The organism is Aeromonas rivipollensis (genome assembly GCF_037811135.1).
Lineage (GTDB): Bacteria > Pseudomonadota > Gammaproteobacteria > Enterobacterales > Aeromonadaceae > Aeromonas > Aeromonas rivipollensis.
On sequence record NZ_CP149130.1, the window covers coordinates 80,001 to 106,018 of the forward strand.

Consider the following 26,018-nt stretch of genomic DNA (forward strand, 5'->3'; position numbering starts at 1 on the left):
TGTTGTACGACAACAAGCCGTGCCGGTTTCACCGACACTTCTTGGGGTTGTATGGTTAAGTGACTAAGCGTACATGGTGGATGCCTTGGCAGTCAGAGGCGATGAAGGACGTACTAACCTGCGATAAGCTGTGAGAAGTCGGTAAGAGACGCTATTACTCACAGATTTCCGAATGGGGAAACCCACCCAAGATAACTTGGGTATCGTTGCATGAATACATAGTGCAACGAGGCGAACCGGGAGAACTGAAACATCTAAGTACCCCGAGGAAAAGAAATCAACCGAGATTCCCTCAGTAGCGGCGAGCGAACGGGGATTAGCCCTTAAGCATCTTGGAAGTTAGTGGAACGGTCCTGGAAAGGCCGGCGATACAGGGTGATAGCCCCGTACACGAAAACAACCTTGATGTGAAATCGAGTAGGGCGGGACACGTGACATCCTGTCTGAATATGGGGGGACCATCCTCCAAGGCTAAATACTCCTGACTGACCGATAGTGAACCAGTACCGTGAGGGAAAGGCGAAAAGAACCCCTGTGAGGGGAGTGAAATAGAACCTGAAACCGTGTACGTACAAGCAGTGGGAGCCCTTCGGGGTGACTGCGTACCTTTTGTATAATGGGTCAGCGACTTACATTTTGTAGCGAGGTTAACCGTATAGGGGAGCCGTAGGGAAACCGAGTCTTAACTGGGCGTCTAGTTGCAAGGTGTAGACCCGAAACCGGGTGATCTAGCCATGGGCAGGTTGAAGGTTGAGTAACATCAACTGGAGGACCGAACCCACTAACGTTGCAAAGTTAGGGGATGACCTGTGGCTGGGGGTGAAAGGCCAATCAAACTCGGAGATAGCTGGTTCTCCCCGAAAGCTATTTAGGTAGCGCCTCGGACGAATACTACTGGGGGTAGAGCACTGTTTGGACTAGGGGGTCATCCCGACTTACCAACTCCATGCAAACTCCGAATACCAGTAAGTAATATCCGGGAGACACACGGCGGGTGCTAACGTCCGTCGTGAAGAGGGAAACAACCCAGACCGCCGGCTAAGGTCCCAAAGTTCTGGTTAAGTGGGAAACGATGTGGGAAGGCTCAGACAGCTAGGATGTTGGCTTAGAAGCAGCCATCATTTAAAGAAAGCGTAATAGCTCACTAGTCGAGTCGGCCTGCGCGGAAGATGTAACGGGGCTCAAACCAGGCACCGAAGCCGCGGATTCATACTTATGTATGAGTGGTAGGGGAGCGTTCTGTAAGTCTGCGAAGGTGTATCGAGAGGTATGCTGGAGATATCAGAAGTGCGAATGCTGACGTAAGTAACGATAAAGGGGGTGAAAAGCCTCCTCGCCGGAAGACCAAGGGTTCCTGTCCAACGTTAATCGGGGCAGGGTGAGTCGACCCCTAAGGTGAGGCCGAAAGGCGTAATCGATGGGAAGCAGGTTAATATTCCTGCACGACTTGTAATTGCGATGGGGGGACGGAGAAGGCTAGGTGGGCCAGGCGACGGTTGTCCTGGTGAAAGTGCGTAGGTGGTGTTTCTAGGCAAATCCGGAGACACAACACTGAGACACGAGACGAAGCCACTACGGTGGTGAAGCCATTGATGCCCTGCTTCCAGGAAAAGCCTCTAAGCTTCAGATTACAAGTCATCGTACCCCAAACCGACACAGGTGGTCGGGTAGAGAATACCAAGGCGCTTGAGAGAACTCGGGTGAAGGAACTAGGCAAAATAGAACCGTAACTTCGGGAGAAGGTTCGCTCTTGACAGTGAAGTCCCTTGCGGATGGAGCAGTTGGGAGTCGCAGTGACCAGATGGCTGGGACTGTTTATCAAAAACACAGCACTCTGCAAACACGAAAGTGGACGTATAGGGTGTGACACCTGCCCGGTGCCGGAAGGTTAATTGATGGGGTTAGCGCAAGCGAAGCTCTTGATCGAAGCCCCGGTAAACGGCGGCCGTAACTATAACGGTCCTAAGGTAGCGAAATTCCTTGTCGGGTAAGTTCCGACCTGCACGAATGGTGTAACCATGGCCATGCTGTCTCCACCCGAGACTCAGTGAAATCGAATTCGCCGTGAAGATGCGGTGTACCCGCGGCTAGACGGAAAGACCCCGTGAACCTTTACTACAGCTTGGCACTGAACATTGAACCTACATGTGTAGGATAGGTGGGAGGCTTTGAAGGCGTGACGCCAGTTGCGCTGGAGCCGTCCTTGAAATACCACCCTTGTATGTTTGATGTTCTAACGCAGGGCCCTGAATCGGGCTCGCGGACAGTGCCTGGTGGGTAGTTTGACTGGGGCGGTCTCCTCCCAAAGAGTAACGGAGGAGCACGAAGGTTGGCTAATCCTGGTCGGACATCAGGAGGTTAGTGCAATGGCATAAGCCAGCTTAACTGCGAGACGGACAGGTCGAGCAGGTACGAAAGTAGGTCATAGTGATCCGGTGGTTCTGAATGGAAGGGCCATCGCTCAACGGATAAAAGGTACTCCGGGGATAACAGGCTGATACCGCCCAAGAGTTCATATCGACGGCGGTGTTTGGCACCTCGATGTCGGCTCATCACATCCTGGGGCTGAAGTCGGTCCCAAGGGTATGGCTGTTCGCCATTTAAAGTGGTACGCGAGCTGGGTTCAGAACGTCGTGAGACAGTTCGGTCCCTATCTGCCGTGGGCGTTGGATGATTGAAGGGAGTTGCTCCTAGTACGAGAGGACCGGAGTGAACGAACCTCTGGTGTTCGGGTTGTCACGCCAGTGGCACTGCCCGGTAGCTAAGTTCGGAATCGATAACCGCTGAAAGCATCTAAGCGGGAAGCGAGCCCTGAGATGAGTCATCCCTGACCCCTTGAGGGTCCTAAAGGGCCGTTGGAGACCACAACGTTGATAGGTGGGGTGTGTAAGCGCGGCGACGTGTTGAGCTAACCCATACTAATTACCCGTGAGGCTTAACCATACAACACCCAAGAAGTGTTCTAAGGCTTGTAGCAAGTGAACGAACTACTTACCTAATTCAGTGATAGCGACGAGGCAACAGCCAATCAGTCGTTACTCACGTCAGCTTTCCGAGATTGAAGAATTTGCCTGGCGGCCATAGCGCCGTGGAACCACCTGATCCCATGCCGAACTCAGAAGTGAAACGCGGTAGCGCCGATGGTAGTGTGGCATTCGCCATGCGAGAGTAGGACACTGCCAGGCACCCAATTAGAAGAAACCCCGCTCAATGAGCGGGGTTTTTTATTGCCTGACATTCACGGTCTTCATCTCTATCTGGTTGATTGGTAACCGGACTCTATCTTTATCGGCCCTGATCTGCACAGGGCAGCACCATATTGACTACGCCGTCTTCCAGCTGGATATCGATCTGGAAACCCAGCCGCTTGGCCAGGTTGATCATGCCGCGATTGCTGGGCATGGTCATGCCCGACAGCTGGCCGATGCCGCGATCTCTGGCGTAGCGCACTATCTTCTCCATCATCAGCTTGCCGAGCCCCAGCCCTTTCATATCCGATCGCACCAGGATGGCAAATTCCGCGTCAGACTGGTCCGGATTGGAGATGGCGCGCACCACCCCCAGGATCTGCTGGCTGAAGGCGCCGTCCTGTCCGACCGCGACGAAGGCCATCTCCCGGTCGTAATCTATCTGGGTCATGCGGGCCAGTTCCTCGTGCCCCAGCTCCCCCACGTCGGCGAAGAAGCGTTTGTATCTGTCCTCATCGGAGACCTTGAGCACGAACTGCTTGTGGGCCGGTTCGTCCTCCGGCCGGATAGGGCGCAGCAGGACATGGCTCTGATCCTTGAGCCAGGCGCCCTCCTCCAGCTCGGTAGGATAGGGGCGAATGGCCAGTGGCAGCATCTGCCGACCCTCTTCCATCAGTACCAACCTGGCATCCAGGATCACCATCTCTTCGCCACACGCCTGCAGTGGATGCAGGTCCAGCTCCTGGATTTCGGGGAAGGCCAGCAGCAGTTCGGACAGCTGGCACAAGACCTGGCCGAGGGCATCGATGTCGAGTCGTATCGGACTGGCCTGTTCGCGGATCTTGCCGTTCTTGAGGGCTCCGATGATCTGGTAGCGAGCGAGCGCCTGGTTGAGCGGCGGCAGGGCCGCGACCATCTCGTGGGGTTCTGCGCCGGACTCCCCGAGCAGGATGACGGGGCCGAACACGGGATCCTGCTGCAAGCGGATCCGCAGCTCCAGACCCCCGCTGCGGCGCGCCATGCGCTGCACCAGCAGGCCTTCTATTCGGGCCCCAGGGTCGTGCTGACGAACCCGGTCCAGGATGGCATCCGCCGCCTGGGCCACTTCCGCTGAGGTACGCAGATTCAGCATGACACCGTGCACTTCGGACTTGTGGGCTATGTCCGGTGAGCGCAGCTTCACCGCTACCGGGTAGCCTATCTGTTCTGCGGTCAGCGCCGCTTCGATGGCATCGGAAACGATCCAGGTCGGCAGGGTGGTGAGACCGGCCGCCTGCATTATGGGTTGTGCCAGGTGGGTGTCCAGTACCCGCTGCTTGCGATCCAGTGCCTGGCGGAACAACTGCTGGCAGCGCTCGACGTCGAGCCTGTCCCCTTGGAGGGAGGCCGGGGTCTCCATCAACTGCTTCTGGTTGCGGCGATATTCCACCATGTGCATGAAAGCGGTGACGGCACTCTCCGGTGTACGGTAAGTCGGGATCCCCGCCTCATTGAACAGGCGGCGACCCTCTTGAGCCGAGTATTCACCCGCCCAGTTGGTCAGTATGTTGAAACGCCTTGCCCTGGGGTGCTGCTTGAGGAAATCGATCAGGCTGCTGGCCAGAGTTGCCCCGCGGGCGGTGAGGGAGGGGGCGTGGATCAGCAGAATGGCATCGGCCCCGTCCCCTTGCAGCAGCTCGTCCAGCGCGGTTATGTAGGCCTCCACATCGGCATCGCTGCCTATGTCCAGAGGGGGCATGGCCATCTTGCCACCGCGCGCCAGCAGCACGTCAACGGCCATGTTGGCCAGACCGCGCCCGTTGGAGAGGATGGCGAGTCGCTCCCCCTTGAGGGTCAAGGAGTGGCTCAGGGTTTCGACGGTGGCAAACAGCTCATGGGTGTCCCGGACCCGCAGCATGCCGGCCCGGCGGATGGCGGCGTCATAGACGTTGTCGAGGCCGTTGGCCGGATCGTGGCGGCCGCTCTTGAGCACCAGAATGGGCTTGTTGCGGGAGGCGGCACGGGCGGCGGAGAGAAAGTGGCGGGCATCGTGCAGCTTGTCCATGTAGATCAGGATGGCGCGGGTTGCCCCGTCGCGGGAGAGCTGATCCAGCAGCTGGCCGAAGTCGATGTCGCAGTGATCCCCAAGCGAAATGAAGGCCGAAAAGCCAATCTCCCGCTGCTTGGCCCAATCGAGAATGGTGGTGCTGACCGCCGCCGACTGGGACAAAAAGGCCACCTGACCCGGGGTGGCGGCTATGGGGGAGAAGCTGGCGTTGATGCCCTGTCTGGGCAACAGCATGCCCATGCTGTTGGGGCCGAGCAGGCGGATGCCGTATTGCTGGCAGAGCTGCCTGAGCCGCTGGCGCTCGTCGCCGGAGAACTGGGCGGCCAATATGATGGCCGCCCCTGTACCCTTCTTGCCGAGCTCCTCGATGAGCGGCAGCACCCGCTCGCGCCGGGTGCAGACGATGGCAAGATCCGGGGAGAGGGGGAGGCTCTCGATATCGGGATAGGCGAGCACCCCGGCGACGGCCCGGCAGTGGGGGCTGACCGGCAGTATGGGGCCCTTGAACTGGCCCGCGAGCAGATGCCGGATGACTACATACCCGGCCTTCTGGGGGTCACTGGAGGCACCGATGACGGCAATCGATTGGGGTTTGAAGAGCCGATCCAGGCCGCTCGGTTTCATGGGCACTCCTCATGGCGACCCCCAAGGCGAGGGTGACGTATGGTGCCAGTCTAATACGCTTTAGGCGTTCGTTCTGTGACCCATTGCGGATCACGACCGGGCCAGGGCATTGGCACGCAGATAAAATCTCAGCTCACCCTGGATGCGCCGCACAGTGGCCAGGTGCCTGTCCTGCACATAGATCTCCTGCTCCCGATCGAGCGGGGTGCGCTGGACTCCGAGGCTCTGCAGGTACTCTGCAAACAGGATGGCACTCTGGATTTCGACAAGATGCTGGCTCACGGCATGGTCCTCTGTGGTGGATGGGGTTGCCGGCCAGTGTCCCCTCTTCTCCAGGGGTTTCATACTGACACATTTGACACTGATGCTGGGGCCATCCCGGAGTCAGCGCAGTCCTCCCTGACCGCGGGCCGTGTCCCAGAAGGCGCGGATCAGCGGCTCTTCCAGCCGCTTCTTGAGCACGGCGATGCCGACATCGAACGGCTTGAGGGCAGGCTTGGGGTCGACGATGCGCACCTTGTCCCCCATGGGGCTGTGGTCGATCACGGCAGCAGGCACCAGGCCTACGCCGAAGCCGAGGGCCACCATGGCGACTATGCCCTCGTTGCCCGCCACTTCGGCATAGATGTTGGGGGCTATGCCCTTGTTGCGAAACCACTGATCACAGCGTTTGCGGGCCAGCCCCTGCTCCGAGAGGATGAGCGGCAGCCGCTCCCAGTCGGGCTCTCCCTGCGAGAACCACTGGCTCGATTGCGGTGCGGCCCGGGGGGCGATGAACACCAGCGGCACCTGTTGCAGACTGGCGAACTCCAGCTTGGCGGAGAGCGCATCCGGCCTGGCGGCGATGGCGAGATCGGCCTCGTCGGCCAGGATCTTGTCTACCGCCAGGGCGGGGTCGCCGGTCTCGAGCTTGATCTCGAGTTGGGGGTAGCGGCGACGAAAGCGCTCCAGCACCTCGGGCAGCAGGAAGTAGCTGGCAGTGACCGAGCAGAACACCCGCAGCCGGCCCTGCAACGGCTCGTCGCTGCGCCTGAGTTCCTGCTTGAGCCGTCGCCACTCCTGCAGCAGGCTGCCACCGAACTCCCGCAGCTTCTCTCCCGCCGGGGTGAGCCGCACGCTGCGGTTGTCCCGCTCGAACAGCACGCAGCCGGTCTCCTGCTCCAGCCGCTGGATGGCGCGGCTCAGGGTGGAGGGGCTGACCGCCATGGCATCGGCGCTCTTGCCGAAGTGGAGGGAGTCGGCGAGGTGGAGAAACAGTTCGAGATTACGAAGGTCCATCTTTGAATTCCTGCAACGGCGCTTGTGCCGACTATATCCGTTCAGGCAGCTGCACCGGGCGGGAAAAACGGCCTGAGATTGCCAAGAGTAACATTTCAATTTATGCAACGTACTGTTTCGAATATATCAGTTCAGGCAATAAGTGTCCCGCGCTATAGTGGTTTAGACAACGCCGCTACCCGGCATGGAATCAATCGAACGGAGCAATCACCATGGCTAACTATTTCAACACCTTGAACCTGCGTCAGCAGTTGGCCCAGCTGGGCAAGTGTCGTTTCATGCAGCGCGAAGAGTTCGCTGACGGTTGTGCGGCGCTCAAGGGCAAGAAGGTGGTGATTGTGGGCTGTGGCGCCCAGGGTCTGAACCAGGGCCTGAACATGCGCGACTCCGGGCTGGACATCTCCTATGCCCTGCGCAAGGCCGCCATCACCGAGAAGCGTGCCTCCTGGCAGAAAGCCACCGACAACGGCTTCGTCGTCGGTACCTACGAAGATCTGATCCCGACCGCCGACCTGGTACTGAACCTGACTCCGGACAAGCAGCACTCCGACGTGGTGAAGACTGTCATGCCGCTGATGAAGCAGGGTGCTGCTCTGGGTTACTCCCACGGTTTCAACGTGGTGGAAGAGGGTCAGCAGATCCGCGCCGACATCACAGTCGTCATGGTGGCGCCCAAGTGCCCGGGTACCGAGGTGCGTGAAGAGTACAAGCGCGGTTTCGGTGTGCCGACCCTGATCGCCGTCCACCCGGAGAATGATCCCCAGGGCGAAGGCATGGCCATCGCCAAGGCCTGGGCCTCAGCCACCGGCGGCGACCGTGCCGGCGTACTGGAATCCTCCTTCGTGGCGGAAGTGAAATCCGACCTGATGGGCGAACAGACCATTCTGTGCGGCATGCTGCAGGCCGGTTCCCTGCTCTGCTACGACAAGCTGGTTGCCGAAGGGACCGACCCGGCCTACGCCGGCAAGCTGATCCAGTTCGGCTGGGAGACCATCACCGAAGCCCTGAAGCAGGGTGGCATCAGCCTGATGATGGACCGTCTGTCCAACCCGGCCAAGCTGCGCGCCTTCGAGCTGTCCGAGCAACTGCGCACCCTGATGCGTCCGCTGTTCGAGAAGCACATGGATGACATCATTGCCGGCGAATTCTCCCGCGGCATGATGGCCGACTGGGCCGAAGACGATGCCAAGCTGTTCGGCTGGCGTGAAGAGACCGGCAAGTCCGCCTTCGAGAATGCCCCTGCCTATGCCGGCAAGATCGCCGAGCAGGAGTACTTCGACAACGGCGTGGTCATGGTGGCCATGGTCAAGGCGGGTGTCGAGCTGGCGTTCGAAACCATGGTGGCCTCCGGCATCTATGAAGAGTCCGCCTACTACGAATCCCTGCACGAGTTGCCGCTGATCGCCAACACAGTCGCTCGCAAGCGTCTGTACGAGATGAACGTGGTCATCTCCGACACCGCCGAGTACGGCAACTACCTGTTCGCCAACGCCGCCGTGCCGCTGCTGCGCGAGCACTTTATGCCGACCCTTCAGGCTGGTGATCTGGGCAGTGCCCGTGCCGAGAGCAAAGCCGTGGACAACCTGGCGCTGCTGGCCGCCAACGAGGCGACCCGCAATCACCCCATCGAGAAGATCGGCCAGACCCTGCGCGGCTACATGAAAGACATGAAGCGTATCGCCGTCGGCGGTTAATCGGAGATGACCGCCGCCATGCCTCGAGCGAAAAACCGGTCAGGTACTGCGGTGGTTATATGAAAGACATGAAGCGTATCGCCGTCGGCGGCTAACGCCCGATAGGTCAGACGATGGGAGGACGGGGGTGACGATCCCCGTCTTCTGGCTGGCTTGGACACCTGGCCAGATCTCCACAGGATGGCAACGCCGGCTCCCGGCAATAAAAAGCCCCGCTCTATGAGCGGGGCTTTTGCATTCAGAAAGACTTGGAAAATCAGGCTTTCCACGCTTTCCAGGTGTTGATAAGGCCATTGGTGGAGCAGTCGTGGCTGGTGACAGCCTCGTTGTTGCCCAGCTCCGGCAGTATCTTGTTGGCCAGCTGTTTGCCCAGCTCCACGCCCCACTGGTCGAAGCTGAAGATGTTCCAGATTGCGCCCTGTACGAAGATCTTGTGCTCGTACATGGCGATCAGGGCACCCAGGGTCTTCGGGGTCAGGCTCTTGAACAGGATGGAGTTGGTCGGGCAGTTGCCTTCGAATACCTTGAACGGCACCAGATCCTTGACCTGTTCCAGCGTCTTGCCTGCAGCCAGGAACTCGGCCTCGACCTGCTCCTTGCTCTTGCCGAAGGCCAGCGCTTCGGTCTGGGCGAAGAAGTTGGCCAGCAGCTTCGGATGGTGGTCACCGATCGGGTTGTGGCTGATGGCCGGCGCCAGGAAGTCGCAGGGGATCAGCTTGGTGCCCTGGTGGATCAGCTGGTAGAAGGCGTGCTGGCCGTTGGTGCCCGGCTCACCCCAGATGATGGGGCCGGTCTGGTAGTCGACCTTGTTGCCGTTGCGATCCACGTACTTGCCGTTGGATTCCATGTTGCCTTGCTGGAAGTAGGCAGGGAAGCGGTGCATGTACTGATCGTACGGCAGAATGGCTTCGGACTCGGCACCATGGAAGTTGTTGTACCAGAGGCCGATCAGCGCCAGCAGCACCGGCACGTTCTGCTCATAGGAGGCAGTGGCGAAGTGCATGTCCATCTCGAAGGCGCCTTGCAGCAGGGCTTCGAAGTTGTCGAAACCGACGGACAGGGCGATAGGCATGCCGATGGCAGACCAGGAGGAGTAACGGCCGCCAACCCAGTCCCAGAACTCGAACATGTTGTCGGTGTCGATGCCGAACTCGGCCACGGCCTTGCCGTTGGTGGAGAGCGCAGCGAAGTGCTTGGCAACGTGGGCCTTGTCACCGGCGATGTCGATGAACCAGTCGCGGGCGGTCAGGGCGTTGGTCATGGTCTCCTGAGTGGTGAAGGTCTTGGAGGCCACCAGGAACAGGGTGGTTTCCGGATCGATCTTCTTCAGGGTCTCGGCGATGTGGGTGCCATCGACGTTGGAGACGAAGTGCATCTGCAGGTGGTTTTTGTAGGGGCGCAGCGCCTCGGTGATCATCACAGGGCCCAGATCGGAACCGCCGATGCCGATGTTGACCACGTGCTGGATCGCCTTGCCGGTGTAGCCCTTCCACTCGCCGGAAATGATCTTCTCGCAGAAGCCCTTCATCTTGGCCAGCACGGCCTTCACTTCCGGCATCACGTCCTTGCCGTCGCACTCGATGGGGCGGTCGGAGCGGTTGCGCAGGGCCACGTGCAGCACGGCGCGGCCCTCGGTCATGTTGATCTTGTCGCCATTGAACATGGCATCGATGGCGCTGCGCAGATCGGTCTCTTTGGCCAGATCAATGAGCAGCTTGAGAGTCTCCTCGGTGATCAGGTTCTTGGAGTAGTCGACCAGGATGTCGCCTTGATAGGTGAGGGAGAACTTGTCGAAACGCTGGGGATCCTGGGCGAACAGATCTTTCAGCCGGGTCTCTTTGTTCGCTGCAAAGTGGGCTTCCAGTGCCTGCCAGGCCTGGGTCTGGGTTGGATTGATGTTTTTCATAGGATTATCAGTCTTCCAAGTTGTGTATGAACCTTGCTGGCAAGGCTCCCGCCAAACCTTATTATTCGAGCACTATACCGGGCCCATTATACCGAGCACATGGTGCGGCCCGTGTAACAGAGCTTTACCAATTGTCTGCATCGAAGGAGTTTACAACCAAAACGCTGCGATTATGAGTCAGCAGGGGTCACGAGATCTTGCGTTGGCTCATGCTTCGCCGGTCTCGTCAGGTTGAAAGGGGTTTCAGTGTGGCAGGGGGGAGGCGGGGCGCACCAGGTGCCGGAGATGGGGTGAAGCGGTCGCCTTTCGAGCGGATGTCGGGCAGGGGTCAGACTGATCTGGCGGCCCTGCCCCGGAAACGACAATGCCAGCCCGGAGGCTGGCATTGTGGCCATCATGACTGGATTCAGGCCTGGGTCTTCTGCATGTGCATGACCATCTGGGGGAAGGGGATCTCGACGCCCTCGGCATCGAAGGCCAGCTTCACCTTCTCGTGGAAGTCGAACCAGACACCCCAGTAATCGCCCGTCTTGACCCAGGGGCGCACCACTATGTTGACCGAGGAGTCGGCCAGGGCGGCGACGGCGATGACGGCTTCCGGATCTTTCAGGATGCGTGGGTCCTCGTTCACCAGTCGCTCCAGGATCTGCTTGGCTTTGCGCAGGTCAGAGCCGTAGCCGATGCCGAAGGTCATGTCGACCCGGCGGGTCTCCATGCGCGAGTAGTTGACAATGGTGCCGTTGAGGATGGCGGAGTTCGGCACCACCACCATCTTGTTGTCACCGGAGGTGAGGGTGGTGGTGAACAGCTGGACGGATTGCACCACGCCATTGGTGCCCGCGACCTCAATAAACTCGCCCGCCTTGATGGGGCGGAAGATGATCAGCAGGAAACCGGCGGCGAAGTTGGAGAGGGACCCCTGCAGCGCCAGGCCTATGGCCAGACCGGCGGCACCTATGATGGCGACGAAGGAGGCAGTCTGCACCCCGACCCGGCCAAGGGCCGCTATCACCACGAACACCAGAATGGTGTACTTGAGAATGCTGCCGACGAAGTGGGTGACGGTGGCATCCAGCTTGCGGGTCTGCATCACTCTGACCACGCCACCGCTGAGAATATTGGCGGCGATGTAACCGACCAGCAGGGTGAGCAGGGCGGCAGCGATGTTGACCGCGTACTCGATGATCAGCCCCTGGTTGTTGACCAGCCAGGTCTGCGCTTCGGTAATGATCTCGGGTTCCATAGGATGTCCTGTTGGTATAAAGGTTTATGGCGCATGAATCTAACACCGGAACGCGACAACCTGGGTCGCATCTGGTGCTTATTTTGTGCCATAAAACGCTGCCACAAAAAACAAGGGAGGCCAAGGCCTCCCATTGTATTCGAACCGGTCTTGCTCAGCTTTGCAGCAGCTGGCTGCGCATAAACTGCCACTGATCTTCAAAACCGGCGGTGGGCTTGAGCTTGAACTCGGAACGGACGCCTTGGTCGATCCGCTCCTCTGGCTACTCAGCTTTGCAGCAGTTGGCTGCGCATAAACTGCCACTGATCCTCGAACCCGGCGGTGGGCTTGAGCTTGAACTCGGAACGGACGAACTGGCTGATCCGTCCCTCGGCATAGGCCAGCAACAGGTTGGCCAGCATGGTCTCATCGAGCTGGAAGCCCTGGCCTTCCCGCAGCCGCTTCTCCCTCAGCGCCTGCTTGAGCTGGGTCTCCAGCTTGTCAAACAGGGCGCTGATGCGATCCCGCAGCCGATCGTGCTCGCCCAGCAGGGCATCGCCGTTGAGGATGCGGGTGATGCCGGGATTGCGCTCGGCGAACACCAGCAGCAGCTGCAGTATATGGTGGCAGCGGGCCATGGTGTCCTTCTCTTCGGCCATGATCAGGTTGACCCGTGACAGCAGGGAATCCTCGATAAAGTCGATCAGCCCCTCGAACATCCGCGCCTTGCTCGGAAAGTGTCGATAGAGGGCCGCCTCGGACACACCCACCTCGGCCGCGAGGCGCGCCGTGGTGATGCGCTGACCCGGACTGGTTTCCAGCATATGGGCGAGTGCCTGCAGGATCTGATCGCGCCGACTCTGTTTCTGGTTACTGCTTGCCATGGATTCCCCTAAAAAAACAATGGCTTGATTCTGTTATTAGACACAGACCCCAGGGGCCTGTGTGGTCTTGTTATTGGCGACCAGAAGAACCAAACCCGCCTTCACCCCGTTCACTCTGATTGAATTCGTCGACCAGCTGGAAGCTGGCCTGCACCACGGGCAGGATCACCAGCTGGGCGATGCGCTCCCCTGGTTGCATGGTGAAGCTGTCGTTGCCGCGATTCCAGACCGAGACCATCAGCTGGCCCTGGTAGTCGGAATCGATGAGACCGACCAGGTTGCCGAGCACTATGCCGTGCTTATGACCCAGGCCGGAGCGGGGCAGGATGGTGGCGCACAGACCCGGATCCTGAATGTGGATGGCGAGCCCGGTCGGCACCAGGGTGGTGTCGCCCGGTGCCAGCGTGATCGGTGCATCCAGCAGGGCGCGCAGATCCATGCCGGCGGAACCCGGGGTGGCGTAGGCAGGCAGCGGGAAGTCGGTGCCGATGCGGGCATCCAGGATTTTCAGTTCAATTTGTGTCGTCATGAATCGTTTTTCAATTGGATCGCCCGGGGGAGATCGAGTGGTTCAGTGGGCGCCCTTGGGTCGCCAGCATGTTGTCAATGCGATGCCGATCGCCGTGAGTCCGCCGCCAGTGGCAGTGGCTCAGGGTCGATAGTGGCGTGCAATCAGGGCGACAAGATGACGAGCCAGCGTCAGCTTGTCGGCCAGGGGCAGGGCGGCCTGACCCCCTTGCCAGAAGACGGTCAGGGCGTTGTCATCGGCATTGAAGCCTTGGCCCGCGCGGGACACATCGTTGGCGGCGATCATGTCCAGCCGCTTACGTCGCAGTTTGTCGAGGGCGTATTGTTCCACATCCACGGTTTCGGCGGCAAATCCGACGGTGAAGGGCTTGTCTGACAGTGCGCCCACGGCGGCGATGATGTCGGGATTCTTGACCAGGCTCAGCGCCATCTGGTCGTTGTCACCTGTCTTCTTGATCTTCTGGCTGGCGACCTGGGCCGGGCGGTAGTCCGCCACGGCGGCGCAGCCGATGAAGAGATCGCACTCATGAACCCGGCTCATCACCGCCTGGTGCATCTGCAGGGCGCTTTCCACGTCGACCCGCTCAATCCCCTGGGGCGTGGCCAGGGCGACCGGGCCGCTCACCAGCGTCACCTCGGCACCCGCCTCGCGGGCGGCGCGGGCGATGGCGTAACCCATCTTGCCGGAGCTGTGGTTGCTGATGTAGCGCACCGGATCCAGCGCCTCTCGGGTCGGCCCTGCGGTGAGCAGCAGTTTGACCCCCGCCAGCAGAGGCTCGGCAGTCAGCTGCTGGCAGCAGCGCTCCACCAAGTCCAGGGGATCCAGCATCCGGCCCGGACCCACGTCACCGCAGGCCTGGCTGCCGGAGTCCGGCCCCCACAGCAGAATGCCGCGGCTGGCCAGGGTATCGAGATTGGCCTGGGTGGCGGCGTTGCGATACATCTGCTGGTTCATGGCCGGGGCCAGCGCCACTGTTGCCGGGGTGGCCAGACAGAGGGTGGTCAGCAGCTCGTCCGCCATGCCGGCGGCCATGCGCGCCATCAGGTTGGCACTGGCGGGGGCGATCAGCACCAGATCCGCCCACTTGGCCAGCTCGATGTGGCCCATGCCCGCCTCGGCGGCCGGGTCCAGCAGGCTGTCGGCGACCGGGTGGCCGGAGACGGCCTGCAGGGTCAGGGGAGTGATGAACTCCTTGGCGGAGCGGGTCATCACCACCCTTACCTCGGCACCCTGATCTTTCAGGCGGCGTACCAGCTCGGCACTCTTGTAGGCGGCGATCCCGCCACTGACACCCAACAGGATGCGTTTATCGGCCAATCTCATCTGCTGCTTCTCTTTCGGCTCACTCTGACTGGTCGGCTAAGATAGCACAGGCGATGGACGACGACAGAGGCTGACATGGGGGAGTTGTGGTCGGGCTCCCGTGATTTTTTGCTATTTTTTCTCTCAATAGCCATGGGGGAGAGACAAATGAGCATCAAGGAGTGGCCGGAAGATGAGCGCCCCCGGGAGAAGCTGTTGCGCCGTGGGGCGGGGGTGCTGTCCGATGCGGAATTGCTGGCGATCTTCCTGCGCACCGGGGTCAGCGGACTGAGCGCGGTGGATCTTTCCCGCCAGCTGTTGCGGCAGTTCGGATCCTTGCGGGCGCTGCTTGGGGCCGAGCAGCAGGCTTTTTGCGGCGCTCACGGGCTGGGGCCGGCCAAATATGCCCAGTTGCAGGCGGTGCTGGAGATGGGCAGACGGCATCTTGCCGAGCAGTTGCAACGGGGGGAGGCCCTCACGTCTCCCCAGCTGACCCGGGAGTATCTGCAGGCTCAACTGCGGGACAGGCCGCGGGAAGTGTTTGCGCTGTTATTGCTCGATAACCAGCACAGAGTGATTCAATTTGTTAAACTTTTCTACGGCACCCTGGATTCGGCAAGCGTCTGGCCCAGGGAAATCGTGCAGATCGCGCTCAAACATAATGCAGCCGCCGTGATTCTGGCGCATAATCACCCGTCCGGCGTAGCCGAGCCCAGTCGGGCCGACCGCCAGATCACGGATCGGATCCTGGCCGCCCTGGCCTTGGTCGATATCAGAGTGCTGGATCACTTGGTGATCGGTGACGGCATCACGGTTTCTTTCGCAGAGCGTGGTTGGTTATGACTGGGCTCTGGCACTGTATTAGTTGATCTTTGATCACGGATGCTGTATAAAATGCCGCCTTCTGTTTGCCCCGCAATCGAAGGCCAGCGGGGCAGATATTTGCTCGAGCAATGAAGTAAGATTTGGAGAGACTGACATGTCTAGAGTATGCCAAGTAACCGGCAAGCGCCCGGCAGTTGGTAACAACCGTTCGCACGCTAACAACGCTACCAAGCGTCGTTTCCTGCCGAACCTGCACACTCACCGTTTTTGGGTTGAGAGTGAAAAACGCTTCGTAAGCCTGCGCGTATCCGCAAAAGGCATGCGTATCATCGACAAGCGCGGCGTTGAAGTGGTTCTGGCTGAACTGCGTGCCAGCGGCGTTAAGGTATAAGGAATTAGATCATGGCTAAAGGTATTCGCGATAAGATTCGCCTGAACTCCAGCGCCGGTACTGGTCACTTCTATACCACTACCAAGAACAAGCGCACCATGCCCGAAAAAATGGAGATCAAGAAATTTGATCCCGTTATTCGTCAGCATGTGATCTACAAGGAAGGCAAAATCAAGTAATCACTTGATGCTGCACTCCCAAAAAACCCGGCTTAGTGCCGGGTTTTTTTATGGATGGAATTCAGTACACTGCCGCTTCGAAGGGAGGCTTGCCATGTTCAAATTGAGCCGTAAAGGCTGGAATAACGTGATCATAGTGGTGGTGCTGATAGTGATCACCCTGCTGCACCGGCTGGAGCAGGCCCAGCAGGAGAACAGCGCCCAGCGACCGCGTCCGCTGTTGCCGGAGAGCGCCGTGGTGCTCACCTGGCAGGGGCCGAGCTGGCAGATAGAGCGCATCGGCCAGGGCTGGCGCAGCGGGCCGGATCTGGGGCTCAGCAGCGCCCAGCTGGCCGCCCGCATCGAGGCCTGGCAAGGCTGGCTGCTGCCGCCGAGCGGGGCCGTGCGCGGCACCCCTGTTACCCTCAAGATATGGGTCGCCGGTCAGAGCGATCCCGTGGAGGTGGGGCTCTATCAGGACGACGGCAAGTTTGCCGCCCTGCTGCCCCCCTCGACCTGGCTCACCCTGAGCCAGGAGCAGTACCGCGACCTGCTGCGTCCCACCCCCTGAACCCTGCCGTGAGCGAGAGGCCTGTCTATGCCTGAATTACCGGAAGTCGAAGTCAGCCGCCAGGGGATCTCTCCCTGGCTCACCGGCATCAAGGTGACCCGAGTGGTGGTCAGGGATGGCCGACTGCGCTGGCCCGTGCCTGGCGAGATCCAGGAACTGGTGGATCTCGTCATCCACAGGGTCAGTCGCCGCGCCAAGTACCTGCTGCTGGAGACCGATTTTGGCACCGCCATCCTGCACCTTGGCATGTCCGGCAGCCTGCGGGTGCTGGACATAGGCACCCCGGCCGAGAAGCACGATCACGTGGACATCGAGCTCGCCAACGGCAAGCTGCTGCGACTCAACGATCCGCGCCGCTTCGGTGTCCTGCTGTGGACCCGCGAACCGGCCGAGGCCCACGCCCTGCTCGCCAAGCTGGGGCCGGAGCCGCTTACCGACGCCTTCAGCGCCGACTACCTGCGGGCGCGGGCCAGGGGGCGCAGCACCGCCATCAAGCAGTTCCTGATGGACAACCAGGTGGTGGTCGGGGTGGGCAACATCTACGCCAACGAGGCCCTCTATGCCGCCGGCATTCACCCCAAGCGGGCGGCGGGCAACATCAGTGGTGAGCGGCTGGGTACCCTGGTGGCCGAGATCAAGCGGGTGTTGACCGAGGCCATTCGCCAGGGGGGCACCACCCTCAAGGACTTCACCAGTGCCGATGGCAAACCGGGCTATTTCGTGCAGCAGTTGCAGGTCTATGGCCGGGGCGGCCAGCCCTGTTTCCACTGCCATACCCTGCTGACCGAGGTGAGGATGGGCCAGAGAACCACGGTGTTCTGCTCCCACTGCCAACGCTGAATTGCCGTTTTTTGGGCCATATCCGGCCAAGTTGTAAGAGAGTATTGCCAGTCTGTTGATGCCGCTTTCGTCCATGACTACTATCTCGCCAGTTCAGGCTGCGAGGTAATAAAAATGACAGCAGAATCAATAGACTGGGATCATCTATCCCGGCAGGGGCACTATTGCGCCCAAAAAATGGCCCGCTTCCTTTATCCCGATGATAGCGCCCGCAAGACCTTCAATCGCGGCAAGTTCGTGCTGCGCAGTCTGCTCTACCGGCCGCAGTTGAACCGGGTGTTCGAGCTGTTTCAGACAGAACCCCTGAGGGCCCTGCCTGCCCACTACCCCGAGCTGCTCGACAAGCCGATGCGACCCTATCGCTTCGCCTGCTCGACCGTGAACCAGCGAGTCAGGATGATGGAGGATCACTACCGGCTGCTGCTGGCCCGTTATCCTGACCTGATCGACCCGCTCTATCTGGGGGAGGGGATCGAACTCGGCCGCTACCCCGAGGGCGGCTGTCGCCTGGTGCTGCGCCACGACGGCACCTTCCGGCGGGAGGCCGAACTGGCCCTCTCCATCGTCAACGAACAGGGGGAGCGGCTCTACAGCTGCGCCTTCTCGCTGGCGGGCAGCGAGCACGATCTGGCGCTGGTTATCGGCTCGGTGCAGGGGCCCGAGCCCGGTGTCGAGCAGCCCCAGGAGCAGGTACGGGCACTGACCAAAGCGGGCCATGGTCTGAGACCCAAGTCGCTGGTGGTGATGCTGGTGATGGCGCTGGCCGGGGCCATGGGGGCAAGCCGTGTCTCGGCCGTGCGGATGAAGGCGCACATCTTCCAGGCCAGACGCTACAGCAAGAAGAAAAAAGCCTGCCTGCAGGCGGATTATGACGAGCTGTGGCAGGAGTTCGGTGCCCTGGATCAGGATGCCAACTTCGTGCGGTTGCAGCCCGCGGTGCGCAAGCCGCTGGAAGAGGTGGCCGCCAAGAAGCGCGCCATGTACCGGCGTCGCTACGCCTGGCTGGACGAGCTGACGCTCAACTGTCAGCAGGCGCTGAACCGCGCGCCGGACTGACGGCAGGGGCGGGAGACCGGGGCTGCGCCAGCTGCCCCGACAAACAGGCTACCCTCGGGTAGCCTGTTTGCGTTGTCACTTGCCCTGTTTGGCGGCGATGGCCTGCGCCACCAGGGGATCGACGAACTGGTGGATGTCGCCGCCGTGCAGGGCGACTTCCTTCACCAGGGTGGAGGAGATGAAGGAGTTCTCTTCCGCCGGGGTGAGGAAGACGCTCTCCAGCTCCGGCATCAGGCGGCGGTTCATGTTGGCCAGCTGGAATTCGTACTCGAAGTCGGAGACGGCGCGCAGGCCCCGGATCAGCACGTTGGCCTGCTGCTCTTTGGCAAAATCCACCAGCAGGCCGGAGAAGCCCACCACCTTGACGTTGGGCAGGTGGGCAGTCACCTGCTGGGCCAGCAGGACGCGCTCCGCCAGATCGAACAACGGCCGCTTGCTCGGGCTGTTGGCGACCCCGACCACCACCTCGTCAAACAGCCTGGCGGCCCGGCCAATCAGGTCGGTGTGGCCGTTGGTGATGGGGTCGAAGGTGCCGGGATATATTACCTTGTTGGTCATGCTGCTGATTCCTGCAACCGGGAAAATTGGTCGCATTATAGAGTCTGTTGGTGGTTTGTCGCGACCGGGATGGCGCGGATTTCTGGCGCGACGCCCAAGGTTTGATCGCCCTAATCAGGGCCCCTCGGCGTCTTCGCTTGAGAATAGCCCTGCATCAGGCAAGAATACCCGCACCGCGCATCAAGCCTCCCTGCATTGGTGACAGGGAGCAAAGGGATTTTTTATGAAACGTATTCTGGTAGTACGCAATGACAAGATTGGTGACTTCATGCTGGCCTGGCCGAGTTTTGCCATGCTCAAGCGTTCCATGGAGTGTCATGTGACTGCCCTGGTTCCCGCCTACACGGCGCCGCTGGCCCGCCTCTGTCCCTGGATCGACGAGATCATCCTGGATCCGGGTGCCCGGGCCGACAAGGAACAGCAACGCGCCTTGCTGGCCCGCATCAAGGCGGCCGCTTTCGATGCCTCCATCTGCCTCTTCTCCAACACCCGTAACGCCAAGCTGGTGTGGAAGGCGCACATTCCCTACCGGCTGGCTCCGGCCACCAAGCTGGCCCAGGTGCTCTACAACCAGCGGCTGGTGCAGCGCCGTTCCCGCTCCCAGAAGCCGGAGTACGAGTACAACCTGGATCTGGTGCGCCGCTTCCTGGCCGACCAGCAACTGAGCGCGGTGGAGCCCCGGGGGCCCTACCTCAGTTTCGATCCCGAGAGCCTGCAACAGGTGCGCGAACAGGTCGCCAGCCGGCTTAGGCTGGATGCGAGCCGCCCCTGGCTGATGGTGCATGCCGGCAGCGGCGGCTCGGCCAACAACCTCTCCATAGAGCAGTACTCGCGCCTCATCATCAAGCTCAACCAGGCCTGCCCTGAACTGCAGTGCGTGCTGACGGCGGGGCCCGGGGAGGAGAGCAAGGCGGAACAGCTGGCGGCCGAGCTGCTGGCCCACGGCGGCAACGGCTGGATCTACCGCTCAGACGAGGGGCTGCCGAAGTTCTGTCAGGTGATGGCCAATGCCGCCCTGTTCGTGGCGGGCAGCACTGGACCGCTGCACATAGCAGCGGCGCTGGACGTGCCCACCATCGGCTTCTTCCCGGCACACCGCTCCGCCACGCCGCTGCGCTGGCGTCCGCTCAACAGCGAGGGGCGTCATCTGGCCTTCAGCCCGCCGGAAGACAGCGATCACCCGGAAGACATGAGCCAGCTCGATCCCAAGACGATGGCGGCGGCGATCGCCCGCTGGGCACCGCCGTTCTGGCGGGCAGAGAGCTGAGAATGCAGACAGGGCCCCTCGGGGCCCTGTCTCGTCATGGGGGGGTCGCGATGCTTGCTTACTTTTGGGCCTGGTCCGGCGCCTGTGGCTGCTGGCGGATCCAGAGGTCGGCGTACTTCGCGAAGGTGGAGTGGGCCGAGAGGATGGCCAGCAGCAGCCCCTGCTTGCCGTCGAGGAAGCCGGCCTTGAGCAGGTACATCTTGAGGAAGCAGCCGACGGCGTGCACCAGCCCCTGGCCGAGGGAGCCTTTCTTGCCACGGGCGGTGCGCTGATCGGCCCAGGCCCTGGCGTAGCCGGCGGATTTGACCAGATAGTGCTCCAGATCCCGGTAGGTGAAGTGCAGCAGGTCGCCGTGCAGGTTGACGATCTTCATGTTGGCACGCACCTCCACCTTCTCGTGCACCAGCGCCTCGTTGTAGCCGGTGAGCGCCCTGGGATAGAGGCGCAGCACCCGATCCGGATACCAGCCGCTGTGGCGGATGAAGCGGCCGAACACCCAGGAGAGGCGGGGAATCGAGTAGATGGTGTCGTCAGCCGGGTTGGCCATGACCCCCTTGATAGCGTCCTTGAGCTCGGGAGTGAGCCGCTCGTCCGCATCCAGCCACAGCACCCATTCCGACTGGACATGGGACTGGGCGAGGCGGCGCTGGCGGCCGAAGCCAGGCCAGGCCGTGTTGACGAAGAAGCGGGCGCCGAATTCGGCGGCGATGGCGGGGGTGTCATCCTGACTGCCGGAGTCCAGGATGACGATTTCGTCCACCAGGCCATCGAGGGAGGCGAGGCAGGCGCGCAGGTTGTCGGCTTCGTTCTTGACGATCAGGACGGCCGCCAGGGTCGGTTTTTTCACGGGTTCTGGACTCTTGTTGGCGCCCGGCGGGCGGGTCATGCTCGGATTGGCGCCCATTCTAGCCTAAAACCCCGGCGGGGGCATGGGCCCGCTGGCCATGGCGAGCCGCTTTCGACGGGGGGAGAGGGCGCCGGTGCTGACAAGAGGGAGCATCCACGTCCCGCAGCGCGGCCCTGAAGGCCTCTTGCGCATCAGGCAGGGATCTTCTGTTATTTCTTCGGCCTTTCTTGGGGCATAATCTCGCCCAGTAACGATTAACAGCCGGGCCAGTCCCGAGAGAAGACGTGCGATGAAGATATTGGTGATCGGCCCCTCCTGGGTCGGCGACATGGTGATGTCCCAGAGCCTCTACAAGGCGCTCAAGAGCAATCACCCGGACAGCGAGCTGCATGTGATGGCGCCGGCCTGGTGCGTGGCCCTGCTGGAGCGGATGCCCGAGGTGGACAAGGCTATTCCCATGCCGCTCGGCCACGGTGACTTCAAGCTGGGGGCCCGCCGCCGGCTCGGCAAGCAGCTGGCCGCCGAAAAGTACGATCAGGCCATCATCCAGCCCAATTCCATGAAGTCGGCGCTCATCCCCTGGTTTGCCAGGATCCCGGTGCGTACCGGCTGGAAGGGGGAGCACCGCTTCGGCCTGCTCAACGACATGCGCAGCAACAAGCAGGCCTTCCCGCTGATGGTGGAGGCCTATCTGGCGCTGGCCTACCCCAAGGCACAGATGAAGAGCAGGAGCGACATTCCGTCCATCCCCCATCCGTCCCTGCACGTGGATCTCGTCAACCAGGGCAAGGCCCTGGAGCGGCTCTGCCTGAATCGCGCCCGCCCCGTGCTGGTGCTCTGCCCGGGGGCCGAGTTCGGCCCGGCCAAGCGCTGGCCCGAGGGGCACTACGCCGTGGTGGCCCAGAAGCATCTGGATGAAGGCTGGCAGGTGTGGATCTTCGGCTCCGGCAAGGATGTGGAGGTGGCCAACACCATACGGGACCGGATCAACCCCCTGTCCCGTCCCAATTGTCACGTGCTGGCGGGCAAGACCAGCCTGCACGAGGCGATCGATCTCATGGCCCTGGCAGGTCGGGTCATCGCCAACGATTCGGGCCTGATGCACGTCGCCGCCGCCCTCAACCGGCCGCTGATCGGCGTCTATGGCTCCACCTCGCCGCTCTACACGCCGCCCCTGGCGGACAGGGTCGAGATAGTCCACACCGACATCGAATGCCGCCCCTGTTTCAAGCGCACCTGCAAGTTCGGCCACCTCAAGTGCCTGATCGAGTTGATGCCGGAGCAGGTCATAGAGGCGGGCAAACGGCTGGAGCGCAGTGACGGGGCGGACCTGATCATAGCGCTGCAGCCGGTGGCTGAGCCCGCGACCGGCGGCGAAGGCCAATAGCATGATCTATCGGCTGCTCTACAACCTGCTGATCCACCTGGGCCTGCCGCTGGCGCTGCTGGCGCTCTACAAGCCCAAAAAAGGCAAGCCCGGCTTCGGCAAGCGCTGGGCCGAGCACCTGGGGCGGGCACCTGCCACCGGGCAGGAGGCGCCGCTCTGGATCCATGCGGTGAGCGTGGGGGAGACGCTGGCCATCAGCCCCTTCATCCGCGCCCTCAAGGCGGAGCAGCCCTCCTTGCCCATACTGCTCACCACTACTACCCGCACCGGCGCCGAGCAGGCGGCCAAGCTCGGGGATCTGGTGGTGCATCGCTATGCGCCCCTGGACTACCCCTGGGCGGTCTCGGCATTTCTGGCCACCTTCAAGCCCCGCGCCCTCTGGGTGATGGAGACCGAGCTGTGGCCGAACTGGCTGGCGGCCTGCGAGGCGCGCCACCTGCCGGTGACCATCCTCAATGCCCGCCTCTCCGAGCGATCCTGCCAGCGCTATGCCCGTTTCCAGGGCGCCTTCGATGCCCTCAGCCATCCGCTGACCCATCTGCTGTGCCAGCACCAGGACGACGCGGATCGCTTCCATCGTCTGGGCATAGGCCGCGAGCGGCTGGCGGTGACCGGCTCCATCAAGTTCGACATCCAGTTTGGCGACGAGGTGCAGGCCCGGGGCCGCGCCCTGCGCCAGCAGCTTGGGCAGGAGCGGCCGATCTGGATCGCCGCCAGCACCCATCAGGGGGAAGACGAGCAGGTGCTGGCCGCCTTCGATCGGGTGCTCAAGGCACATCCGTCTGCCCTGCTTATCCTGGTGCCGCGCCACCCCGAGCGCTTTGCCCGGGTGGCCGAGCTGTGCGCCCCCTACGGCTGCGTGCTGCGCTCTCATTGCCAGGGTCAGGGCAAGCCGGTGAGCGAGACGGACAAGGTCTATCTCGGCGATACCATGGGCGAGTTGCCGCTGATGCTGGCGGCGGCTGATGTGGCCTTCGTCGGCGGCAGCCTGGTGAAGATTGGTGGCCACAACCTGCTGGAGCCGGCGGCGCTCGGCAAACCCTGCCTGACCGGCCCCGCCTATTTCAATTTCAGCGACATCACCCGCCAGCTGGTGGCTCAGGGTGGGGCCGCCGTGGTGGCGGATGCAGATGCCCTGGGCGACAAGGTGAATATGCTGCTCGGCGATGCGGGCGCCCGTCGCCAGATGGGGGAGCAGGCCCGTGCCGTGGTGCTGCATAACCAGGGGGCGCTGGCGCGCACCCTGTCCCACTGCCTCGCCGCACTGGAAAACGACTAGCGCGGGTGGCCCTGGTGGCCACCCAGTGCCTTATCCCGTACCCGCTCATAGTCCCGCCTGATCCCGGGGCAGGGGCAAAACGCCGCAGGCAATCCGGCCTGCTTTCCTTTATGCTCTGCCCTTTGCCTTGACCCTGTGATGCCCCGATGAACCGCGCTCCCCTGCTGCTGATGATACTGGTCACCCTGCTGGCCGCCGCTGGCTGGCTCTTCTCGAAAGAGGCTATTCGCGAACTGCCCACCGCCGCCTTTATCGGCAGCCGCTTCCTGTTGGCCGCCCTGCTGCTGCTGCCACTCGCCTGGCTGCGGGAGCCGCCCCCCAGCCGTTCGCAACTGCTGCGTGCTGCCGGGTGCGGCACCCTGCTCGGGGCCAGCCTGCTGTTCTGGGTCACCGCCATCAGCCAGAGCGATGCGCTTGGCAGTGGCGCCTTCATCATGAGCGTGGCCACCCTGATGGCGCCGCTCGCCGCCTGGGCCGCCTTCAAGGCCAGGCCCGGCCGCCACTACTGGCTCACCCTGCCCATCGCCGTGGCCGGCCTGCTGCTACTCTCCAGCAGCACCCAGTGGGGCGTGTCCCTGTCCCTGTTCTGGTTTCTGGCCGCTGCTGCCACCCTGGGGGTTCAGCTCGCGGTGCACCGCCACTTCGCCCAGTCCATTCCCCCTACCTGGCTCACCTGCATCCAGCTGGCGGTGACCGGCCTGATCGGCACCCTGCTCTCCCTGCTGACAGAGCAGTGGCCCGCCGACATCAGCCAGGGAATCTGGGGCTGGTTTGCCGCCAGCGTCCTGATCGCCACCACACTGCGTTACTGGCTGCTCACCCATGCCCTGAGCCGGATGACCACGGCCCACGCCGCCCTGCTGATGCTGCTGGAACCCGTCTGGACCCTGATCCTGAGCACCCTCTTCTATGACGAGCCGCTGGGCCCTGCCAAGCTGGCCGGCGCCGGTCTGGTGCTGGGGGCTCTGGTGCTCTACCAGCTCCCCCTGTTGCTGCGAAGCCGCAAATTCAAAGCATCCAATGGATAAGTGGCCGCTCCATCGACAGTAACGGGGTGGCTATCGGAAATGAAAACGGGCCTGCACTTGCAGGCCCGTTCTTTTGGGCAGGGCGTCGTCCCATGGCCGCGCCGCCATCGCCTCGATGACAAGGTGGCTCAAGTTGCGGTGGATTGTGCGACGAGGCCATGCCGTAGAGCGTCCTGGGGATATGACATAAAAAAGCCCCCGCATGGCGGAGGCTGGTGCATCGGCGAGAGGGATCACTCGATGTTCTGAATTTGCTCGCGCATCTGTTCGATGAGGACTTTCAACTCGACGGCGGACTGGGTCACCTCGGCGTTGATGGATTTGGAGCCCAGGGTGTTCGACTCGCGGTTGAACTCCTGCATCATGAAGTCGAGGCGACGGCCGCAGGCGCCACCCTTCTTCATGATCTTGATGGTTTCGCTGATGTGCATCTCCAGGCGATCCAGCTCCTCGGCCACGTCGATCTTCTGGGCCAGCAGCACGATTTCCTGCTCGATGCGTGCAGGGTCCAGCTCCACCTTGGCCTCGGCCAGGCGGTCGGTGAGCTTCTGGCGCTGCCACTCGATGATTTGCGGCAGGTGGACGCGCACCTTCTTCACTTCCACCTGGATGCCGTCCAGACGCTGCTGGATCAGCGCCTTGAGGTTGGCCCCTTCGCTGGCGCGGGAGGCGAGGAAATCTTCCATGGTCAGATCGAAGCCGCCGAGCAGCTCGGTGGCCACCGCGTCCATGTCCTGCTCGGCGGCAGCCATGACACCCGGCCAGCGCAGCACGTCCACCGGATTGAGCTGGCCCTGGCCCGCCTCTTTCATCACCCAGTTGGCGCTGTCGATGATCAGCTTGGCCAGCTCTTCATTGATGTGGAGCTGGCTGGCGGCGGCTTGGGCTGCCTCGAACCTCAGGTTGCACTCCACCTTGCCGCGCTGCAGCTTGGCACGGAAACGCTCACGCAGTACCGGCTCCAGGCTGCGCAGCTGCTCCGGCAGGCGGATGTAGGTTTCCAGATAGCGCTGGTTGACCGAACGAATTTCCCAAACGGCTGTGCCCCAGTCGCCCTTGAATTCCTTGCGGGCGTAGGCGGTCATGCTGTGAATCATTGATTGTTCCGGGCTTGATGAAGTGTGCGGCCAGTATACT

The 26,018-nt window shown here is 61.8% G+C and carries 23 protein-coding genes and 2 rRNA genes; 13 read left to right on the plus strand and 12 right to left on the minus strand.

Annotated elements, in window-relative coordinates; translation table 11 throughout:
- The first annotated feature begins 53 nt into the window (after positions 1-53).
- Positions 54-2,943: ribosomal RNA gene (locus tag WIR04_RS00365) — 23S ribosomal RNA — on the plus strand.
- A 127-nt stretch (positions 2,944-3,070) separates the two neighbouring features.
- A 5S ribosomal RNA gene (rrf, locus tag WIR04_RS00370) occupies positions 3,071-3,185 on the plus strand.
- Between the two features lie 100 nt (positions 3,186-3,285).
- Here the strand turns inward: rrf and WIR04_RS00375 are convergent.
- The 3 genes from WIR04_RS00375 to ilvY all read right to left on the minus strand — a co-directional run bounded on the left by WIR04_RS00375 (position 3,286) and on the right by ilvY (position 7,137).
- The gene (locus tag WIR04_RS00375; RefSeq protein WP_338889644.1) at positions 3,286-5,859 is read right to left on the minus strand and encodes a bifunctional acetate--CoA ligase family protein/GNAT family N-acetyltransferase; all 2,574 of its coding nucleotides are present in this window, start codon (positions 5,857-5,859) and stop codon (positions 3,286-3,288) included.
- 90 nt (positions 5,860-5,949) lie between these two features.
- The gene (locus WIR04_RS00380) at positions 5,950-6,141 is read right to left on the minus strand and encodes a hypothetical protein (protein ID WP_025328781.1); all 192 of its coding nucleotides are present in this window, start codon (positions 6,139-6,141) and stop codon (positions 5,950-5,952) included.
- 102 nt (positions 6,142-6,243) lie between these two features.
- Positions 6,244-7,137 carry an HTH-type transcriptional activator IlvY gene (ilvY, locus tag WIR04_RS00385; protein WP_289978627.1) on the minus strand — a complete coding sequence of 298 codons (894 nt, stop codon included), beginning with the start codon at positions 7,135-7,137 and terminating at the stop codon, positions 6,244-6,246.
- A 212-nt stretch (positions 7,138-7,349) separates the two neighbouring features.
- Between ilvY and ilvC the strand changes: the two genes are divergently transcribed.
- Positions 7,350-8,831: a ketol-acid reductoisomerase gene (gene ilvC, locus WIR04_RS00390; protein WP_025328779.1), complete on the plus strand. Its 1,482-nt coding sequence runs from the start codon at positions 7,350-7,352 to the stop codon at positions 8,829-8,831.
- A gap of 256 nt (positions 8,832-9,087) precedes the next feature.
- Here the strand turns inward: ilvC and pgi are convergent, their stop codons facing one another.
- From pgi to coaBC, 6 genes are all read right to left on the minus strand, one after another.
- On the minus strand, positions 9,088-10,737 hold the full coding sequence (gene pgi, locus WIR04_RS00395; protein ID WP_338889653.1) for a glucose-6-phosphate isomerase: 1,650 nt from the start codon (positions 10,735-10,737) through the stop codon (positions 9,088-9,090).
- 406 nt (positions 10,738-11,143) lie between these two features.
- The gene (locus WIR04_RS00400) at positions 11,144-11,980 is read right to left on the minus strand and encodes a mechanosensitive ion channel domain-containing protein (protein WP_338889655.1); all 837 of its coding nucleotides are present in this window, start codon (positions 11,978-11,980) and stop codon (positions 11,144-11,146) included.
- Positions 11,981-12,134: 154 nt separating this feature from the next.
- Positions 12,135-12,230: a hypothetical protein gene (locus WIR04_RS00405; protein ID WP_392415242.1), complete on the minus strand. Its 96-nt coding sequence runs from the start codon at positions 12,228-12,230 to the stop codon at positions 12,135-12,137.
- A 16-nt stretch (positions 12,231-12,246) separates the two neighbouring features.
- A complete protein-coding gene (gene slmA, locus WIR04_RS00410; RefSeq protein WP_005323760.1) occupies positions 12,247-12,843 on the minus strand; it encodes a nucleoid occlusion factor SlmA in 597 nt (198 codons plus the stop codon).
- 70 nt (positions 12,844-12,913) lie between these two features.
- A complete protein-coding gene (gene dut, locus WIR04_RS00415) occupies positions 12,914-13,372 on the minus strand; it encodes a dUTP diphosphatase (RefSeq protein ID WP_025328776.1) in 459 nt (152 codons plus the stop codon).
- A gap of 120 nt (positions 13,373-13,492) precedes the next feature.
- Complete coding sequence (gene coaBC / locus WIR04_RS00420) at positions 13,493-14,695, minus strand: bifunctional phosphopantothenoylcysteine decarboxylase/phosphopantothenate--cysteine ligase CoaBC (protein ID WP_338889658.1); 1,203 nt, start codon at positions 14,693-14,695, stop codon at positions 13,493-13,495.
- A gap of 147 nt (positions 14,696-14,842) precedes the next feature.
- On the opposite strand from coaBC, the gene radC reads away from it, so the two are divergent.
- The 6 genes from radC to WIR04_RS00450 all read left to right on the plus strand — a co-directional run bounded on the left by radC (position 14,843) and on the right by WIR04_RS00450 (position 18,515).
- Positions 14,843-15,517, plus strand: coding sequence for a RadC family protein (gene radC / locus WIR04_RS00425; RefSeq protein ID WP_338889660.1), 675 nt, complete (start codon positions 14,843-14,845; stop codon positions 15,515-15,517).
- Positions 15,518-15,653: 136 nt separating this feature from the next.
- Positions 15,654-15,890 carry a 50S ribosomal protein L28 gene (rpmB, locus tag WIR04_RS00430; RefSeq protein ID WP_005307492.1) on the plus strand — a complete coding sequence of 79 codons (237 nt, stop codon included), beginning with the start codon at positions 15,654-15,656 and terminating at the stop codon, positions 15,888-15,890.
- Between the two features lie 11 nt (positions 15,891-15,901).
- Positions 15,902-16,069 (plus strand): 50S ribosomal protein L33, encoded by a 168-nt coding sequence (gene rpmG, locus WIR04_RS00435; RefSeq protein WP_005323752.1) that lies wholly within the window; start codon positions 15,902-15,904, stop codon positions 16,067-16,069.
- 94 nt (positions 16,070-16,163) lie between these two features.
- Positions 16,164-16,619: a hypothetical protein gene (locus WIR04_RS00440; protein WP_338889663.1), complete on the plus strand. Its 456-nt coding sequence runs from the start codon at positions 16,164-16,166 to the stop codon at positions 16,617-16,619.
- Between the two features lie 27 nt (positions 16,620-16,646).
- A complete protein-coding gene (gene mutM / locus WIR04_RS00445; protein WP_338889665.1) occupies positions 16,647-17,459 on the plus strand; it encodes a bifunctional DNA-formamidopyrimidine glycosylase/DNA-(apurinic or apyrimidinic site) lyase in 813 nt (270 codons plus the stop codon).
- A 177-nt stretch (positions 17,460-17,636) separates the two neighbouring features.
- Positions 17,637-18,515 (plus strand): VirK/YbjX family protein, encoded by an 879-nt coding sequence (locus WIR04_RS00450; RefSeq protein WP_338892413.1) that lies wholly within the window; start codon positions 17,637-17,639, stop codon positions 18,513-18,515.
- 75 nt (positions 18,516-18,590) lie between these two features.
- Here the strand turns inward: WIR04_RS00450 and coaD are convergent, their stop codons facing one another.
- Positions 18,591-19,073, minus strand: coding sequence for a pantetheine-phosphate adenylyltransferase (gene coaD / locus WIR04_RS00455; RefSeq protein ID WP_025328770.1), 483 nt, complete (start codon positions 19,071-19,073; stop codon positions 18,591-18,593).
- A gap of 223 nt (positions 19,074-19,296) precedes the next feature.
- Between coaD and WIR04_RS00460 the strand changes: the two genes are divergently transcribed.
- On the plus strand, positions 19,297-20,340 hold the full coding sequence (locus WIR04_RS00460) for a glycosyltransferase family 9 protein (protein WP_338889668.1): 1,044 nt from the start codon (positions 19,297-19,299) through the stop codon (positions 20,338-20,340).
- 58 nt (positions 20,341-20,398) lie between these two features.
- Here WIR04_RS00460 and WIR04_RS00465 read toward each other — a convergent pair whose 3' ends face one another.
- A complete protein-coding gene (locus tag WIR04_RS00465; protein ID WP_338889669.1) occupies positions 20,399-21,187 on the minus strand; it encodes a glycosyltransferase family 2 protein in 789 nt (262 codons plus the stop codon).
- Positions 21,188-21,476: 289 nt separating this feature from the next.
- On the opposite strand from WIR04_RS00465, the gene waaF reads away from it, so the two are divergent.
- The 3 genes from waaF (at position 21,477) to WIR04_RS00480 (ending at position 24,881) form a co-directional block, all read left to right on the plus strand.
- Positions 21,477-22,574: a lipopolysaccharide heptosyltransferase II gene (waaF, locus tag WIR04_RS00470; protein ID WP_338889670.1), complete on the plus strand. Its 1,098-nt coding sequence runs from the start codon at positions 21,477-21,479 to the stop codon at positions 22,572-22,574.
- 1 nt (position 22,575) lies between these two features.
- Entirely contained in the window at positions 22,576-23,853 is a 1,278-nt protein-coding gene (waaA, locus tag WIR04_RS00475; RefSeq protein WP_338889672.1) for a lipid IV(A) 3-deoxy-D-manno-octulosonic acid transferase, read from the plus strand.
- 146 nt (positions 23,854-23,999) lie between these two features.
- Entirely contained in the window at positions 24,000-24,881 is an 882-nt protein-coding gene (locus WIR04_RS00480; protein WP_025328765.1) for a DMT family transporter, read from the plus strand.
- Positions 24,882-25,114: 233 nt separating this feature from the next.
- Here WIR04_RS00480 and WIR04_RS00485 read toward each other — a convergent pair whose 3' ends face one another.
- Positions 25,115-25,978: a YicC/YloC family endoribonuclease gene (locus WIR04_RS00485; protein ID WP_163157541.1), complete on the minus strand. Its 864-nt coding sequence runs from the start codon at positions 25,976-25,978 to the stop codon at positions 25,115-25,117.
- Between the last annotated feature and the right edge of the window lie 40 nt (positions 25,979-26,018).

Bases quoted from the DNA above. Each gene is read 5' to 3' on its own strand.
- WIR04_RS00375 (WP_338889644.1), bottom strand. From the start codon at position 5,859: ATGAAACCGAGCGGCCTGGATCGGCTCTTCAAACCCCAATCGATTGCC.
- ilvY (WP_289978627.1), bottom strand. From the start codon at position 7,137: ATGGACCTTCGTAATCTCGAACTGTTTCTCCACCTCGCCGACTCCCTC.
- ilvC (WP_025328779.1), top strand. From the start codon at position 7,350: ATGGCTAACTATTTCAACACCTTGAACCTGCGTCAGCAGTTGGCCCAG.
- pgi (WP_338889653.1), bottom strand. From the start codon at position 10,737: ATGAAAAACATCAATCCAACCCAGACCCAGGCCTGGCAGGCACTGGAA.
- WIR04_RS00400 (WP_338889655.1), bottom strand. From the start codon at position 11,980: ATGGAACCCGAGATCATTACCGAAGCGCAGACCTGGCTGGTCAACAAC.
- slmA (WP_005323760.1), bottom strand. From the start codon at position 12,843: ATGGCAAGCAGTAACCAGAAACAGAGTCGGCGCGATCAGATCCTGCAG.
- dut (WP_025328776.1), bottom strand. From the start codon at position 13,372: ATGACGACACAAATTGAACTGAAAATCCTGGATGCCCGCATCGGCACC.
- coaBC (WP_338889658.1), bottom strand. From the start codon at position 14,695: ATGAGATTGGCCGATAAACGCATCCTGTTGGGTGTCAGTGGCGGGATC.
- radC (WP_338889660.1), top strand. From the start codon at position 14,843: ATGAGCATCAAGGAGTGGCCGGAAGATGAGCGCCCCCGGGAGAAGCTG.
- rpmB (WP_005307492.1), top strand. From the start codon at position 15,654: ATGTCTAGAGTATGCCAAGTAACCGGCAAGCGCCCGGCAGTTGGTAAC.
- rpmG (WP_005323752.1), top strand. From the start codon at position 15,902: ATGGCTAAAGGTATTCGCGATAAGATTCGCCTGAACTCCAGCGCCGGT.
- WIR04_RS00440 (WP_338889663.1), top strand. From the start codon at position 16,164: ATGTTCAAATTGAGCCGTAAAGGCTGGAATAACGTGATCATAGTGGTG.
- mutM (WP_338889665.1), top strand. From the start codon at position 16,647: ATGCCTGAATTACCGGAAGTCGAAGTCAGCCGCCAGGGGATCTCTCCC.
- WIR04_RS00450 (WP_338892413.1), top strand. From the start codon at position 17,637: ATGGCCCGCTTCCTTTATCCCGATGATAGCGCCCGCAAGACCTTCAAT.
- coaD (WP_025328770.1), bottom strand. From the start codon at position 19,073: ATGACCAACAAGGTAATATATCCCGGCACCTTCGACCCCATCACCAAC.
- WIR04_RS00460 (WP_338889668.1), top strand. From the start codon at position 19,297: ATGAAACGTATTCTGGTAGTACGCAATGACAAGATTGGTGACTTCATG.
- waaF (WP_338889670.1), top strand. From the start codon at position 21,477: ATGAAGATATTGGTGATCGGCCCCTCCTGGGTCGGCGACATGGTGATG.
- waaA (WP_338889672.1), top strand. From the start codon at position 22,576: ATGATCTATCGGCTGCTCTACAACCTGCTGATCCACCTGGGCCTGCCG.
- WIR04_RS00480 (WP_025328765.1), top strand. From the start codon at position 24,000: ATGAACCGCGCTCCCCTGCTGCTGATGATACTGGTCACCCTGCTGGCC.
- WIR04_RS00485 (WP_163157541.1), bottom strand. From the start codon at position 25,978: ATGATTCACAGCATGACCGCCTACGCCCGCAAGGAATTCAAGGGCGAC.